A 3253-nucleotide genomic window follows, 5' to 3' on the forward strand; every position below is an offset into this window, starting at 1 on the left:
CGCCGTGCCGAACAGGGCGGTCATGAACAGCGGCGTCACCGCGGTGACATTGATCGAATTCATCGCGGCGATACCGCCGGCAGCGGGCATGCGGGCGAGACCCGGCATGACGAAGCTGGAGAAAGCAAAGAAGACGCCACCGACGACGCCTGAGCCGATTGCGGCGATGAAGATGAGGGTGGGGAGAAGCTTCGCGATCATGTCAGTTGCTCCAGATGCCGGTTGCGGCGGTTTGCGTTGCGTAGGCGGAGAAGTCTCTTGGCTGGCGACCAAGCACGCGCTGGACGCCGTCGGTGAGCGACTCGTTGCGGCCGTCGAGCACCTGGGTGAACAGCTCATTGAGCAGCCAGCCGAATTCGGGCGGCAGCTCATGCGCGGCCACTGCGGCAGTGAATTCGTCATGCGAGATCCTGACAAAGCGGATGTCGCGTCCGGCCGCCTTGGCAATCTCGGCGACCGCGTCTGCGAAGCTCAGCAGCCGCGGCCCGGTCAACTCATAGAGCTGGCCGACATGGCCTGGCTCCGTCAGCACGGCAAAGGCGGCGTCGGCGATGTCGTCGGCATCGACAAAGGGCTCGCCGACATTGCCGATCGGCAACGCCACTTCGCCTTCAGCCAGGGACCCGGTGAAGAAGCCTTCGCTGAAGTTCTGCGAGAACCAAGCGCAGCGCAGGATGGTCCAGTCGGCGCCCGAGGCCTTCAGCATCTCTTCGGCGCGCTGGGCTTCCGTTTCGCCGCGCCCCGACAGCAGCACCAGTCGGGTGACACCGTTTTGCACCGCGAGCCTGGCGAAGGCGTCGACGGTTTCAGCGGCGCCCGGCACGGCGATGTCGGGATAGTAGCTGATGTAGAGGGCGCTGACGCCTTGCATTGCCGGTCCCCAGGTCGCTGGGACTTCCCAGTCGAAGCGCGGTGTACCGGAGCGCGAGCCGATCCGCACCGGCAGGTCGTGCGCCGTCAGCCGCTCGGCGAGACGGCGGCCGGTCTTGCCGGTGCCGCCGAGGATCAGAATTGGTTTGGTTGTCGGGTCAGTCATAACCGTTTCCTCTGTTTAAAATATGAATAATACTCACGTTTGCAAAATGTGATAAACCCTCGTATTTTGCGAGTCAAGCGATTTTGCTGGCATTGGAGTCAGTCATGGAAGACACGGCCGCGCCGGTTTCCCCGCGGGAGCAGATTGCTTCGCCGCGCCGGGCGCCCAGCCAGCAGCGCAGCCGCGAGCGGGTCGAGCGCATGCTGACTGCCGCCTCAGCGCTGATCGCCGAGCAAGGCAGCGACGCCATGCGCATGGGAGAGGTGGCGGAACGGGCCGGGGTGTCGATCGGGTCGCTCTACCAGTTCTTTCCGGACAAGCGGGCGATCATCTGGGCGCTGGCCGAGCGCTACACCGCCGAAAGCCAGTCCTGCATTTCGGCAGCACTGGCTGGTGTCAGGGACGCCGAAGGCCTGCAGTCCGCGTTTTCAGAGTTGGTCGACATCTATTACCGGCTGTTCCTGGCCGAACCGGTGATGCGCGACATCTGGTCGGGCACGCAAGCCGACAAGGCGCTGCGCCAGCTCGAACTCGCCGACAGCCGGGCCAATGCCGAGTTTCTAACCGCGGTGCTGAAACGGCTGCGGCCGGCAGCCGATCCGGTGGCGTTGGAAACGACGGCGTTCCTCATCTGGCAGATGGGCGAAGCCGCCATGCGGCTGGCGATCTCGGTTGAGCGCCAAGAGGGCGACAGGCTGGTCGCGGCCTACAAGCGCATGGCGCTGAGGGAATTGCTGGCCGAGTAGCAACGCGCCGCAACAAAAAACCCGCCACGAAGGCGGGTTTTTGATCTGTAAAAAGCTCGTTTGGTTTAAGATCTTACTTGGTGCAAGTCATTATCCCAAAACCGCTTCGCACTTTTGGGCGACATGCACTTAGATGCCGAAACCTTCGAAACGCTTCTTGAACTTCGACAGGCGGCCGCCGCGGTCGAGCAGGGTCTGCTGGCCGCCGGTCCAGGCCGGATGGGTGGTCGGGTCGATATCGAGGTTCATCGTATCGCCTTCCTTGCCCCAGGTCGAACGGGTCGTGTATTCGGTGCCGTCGGTCATGACGACCTTGATGGTGTGGTAATCGGGATGAATAGCGCTCTTCATGGCTCGGTTCCTGGCTTGCCGGCGCGGCTGACGGGCATAAGCCTGCGTCGATGCGCCTCTTTTTAAAACTCGAAGCCGCAGCTATTGAGGAGCCACGGCTTCTAAAACGGTCGGCGAGCCTATACATCAGCCGGAATTGAATCACAAGGCCGCGGCAAGCGCATATTGAGGCGCAGACCCCAAGGGCGGCTGGAGGAAACATCGGGATGGCGCAAATCACCAGCGCAGACGAGCGCCGGCGTTCGCTCAAGCCGCTCCGGCGCCTGTTCCCCTACATCACGCACTATCGCACACTGGTCGTCGGCGCCATCATCTCGCTGGTCATCGCGGCGGCAACCACGCTGGCGCTGCCGCTGGCGGTGCGACGCATGATCGATTATGGTTTCTCGTCGTCCAGCACCACCTTCATTGCCGAATATTTCGCCGCCCTGGTGGCGATGGCCGCCGTGCTGGCGGCGGCATCGGCCGGCCGCTACTATTTCGTCATCACGCTGGGCGAGCGCGTCGTCGCCGATATCCGGCGCGATGTCTTCGCCCATGTGACGACGCTGTCGCCTGCCTTCTTCGACACCGCCCAGTCGGGCGAGATCGTGTCGCGGCTTGCCGCCGACACGACGCAGGTCAAGTCGGCGGTCGGCGCGACGGCTTCGGTGGCGCTGCGCAACGTCATCCTCGGCCTTGGCGCGGTGGGGATGATGGTCATCACCAGCCCGAAACTGTCCGGGTTGGTCATTGCCGCTATTCCTGTCATTGTGCTGCCGCTGGTCGCTTTCGGCCGTTCGGTGCGGCGCAAATCACGCCAGGCGCAGGATACGCTGGCCGATGCCACCGCCTATGCCAGCGAGCAGATAGGCGCGGTGCGCACGCTGCAGGCCTTTACCAATGAGAAGCTGGTCACCGGGCATTTCTCGGCCGCGGTGGAAGCTGCTTTCGAGGCGGCACGCTCCTCGATCTTCGCGCGCTCCTTCCTTACCTTCTTCGCCATTTTCACCATCTTCTCGTCCGTCGTGGCGGTGCTGTGGTTCGGCTCGCGCGACGTGCTCGAAGGCTCGATATCGCCCGGTACGCTCGGCCAATTCCTGCTCTATTCGGTGTTCGCCGCCGGCGCGCTGGGCGCGTT

At 63.5% G+C, this 3253-nt stretch carries 4 protein-coding genes and 1 pseudogene; 2 read left to right on the forward strand and 3 right to left on the reverse strand.

The features are described 5' to 3' along the window. Together EN893_RS25465 and EN893_RS25470 are read right to left on the reverse strand one after the other, a co-directional pair. Window positions 1–201, reverse strand: a pseudogene (locus EN893_RS25465) (hypothetical protein); the annotation flags it as partial. A 1-nt stretch (window position 202) separates the two neighbouring features. Next, window positions 203–1036, reverse strand: coding sequence for an NAD(P)H-binding protein (locus EN893_RS25470; protein WP_127273225.1), 834 nt, complete (start codon window positions 1034–1036; stop codon window positions 203–205). A 104-nt stretch (window positions 1037–1140) separates the two neighbouring features. Between EN893_RS25470 and EN893_RS25475 the strand changes: the two genes are divergently transcribed. Then, on the forward strand, window positions 1141–1782 hold the full coding sequence (locus EN893_RS25475) for a TetR/AcrR family transcriptional regulator (protein WP_127270924.1): 642 nt from the start codon (window positions 1141–1143) through the stop codon (window positions 1780–1782). 129 nt (window positions 1783–1911) lie between these two features. On the opposite strand, the gene rpmE is transcribed toward EN893_RS25475, so the two are convergent. Beyond that, entirely contained in the window at window positions 1912–2133 is a 222-nt protein-coding gene (gene rpmE, locus EN893_RS25480; protein WP_023811830.1) for a 50S ribosomal protein L31, read from the reverse strand. 206 nt (window positions 2134–2339) lie between these two features. Between rpmE and EN893_RS25485 the strand changes: the two genes are divergently transcribed. After that, a partial coding sequence (locus EN893_RS25485; protein WP_245490904.1) for an ABC transporter transmembrane domain-containing protein occupies window positions 2340–3253 on the forward strand: 914 nt, incomplete at its 3' end.

It is taken from the genome of Mesorhizobium sp. M7A.F.Ca.CA.004.04.2.1 (assembly GCF_004022825.1).
Classification (GTDB): domain Bacteria; phylum Pseudomonadota; class Alphaproteobacteria; order Rhizobiales; family Rhizobiaceae; genus Mesorhizobium.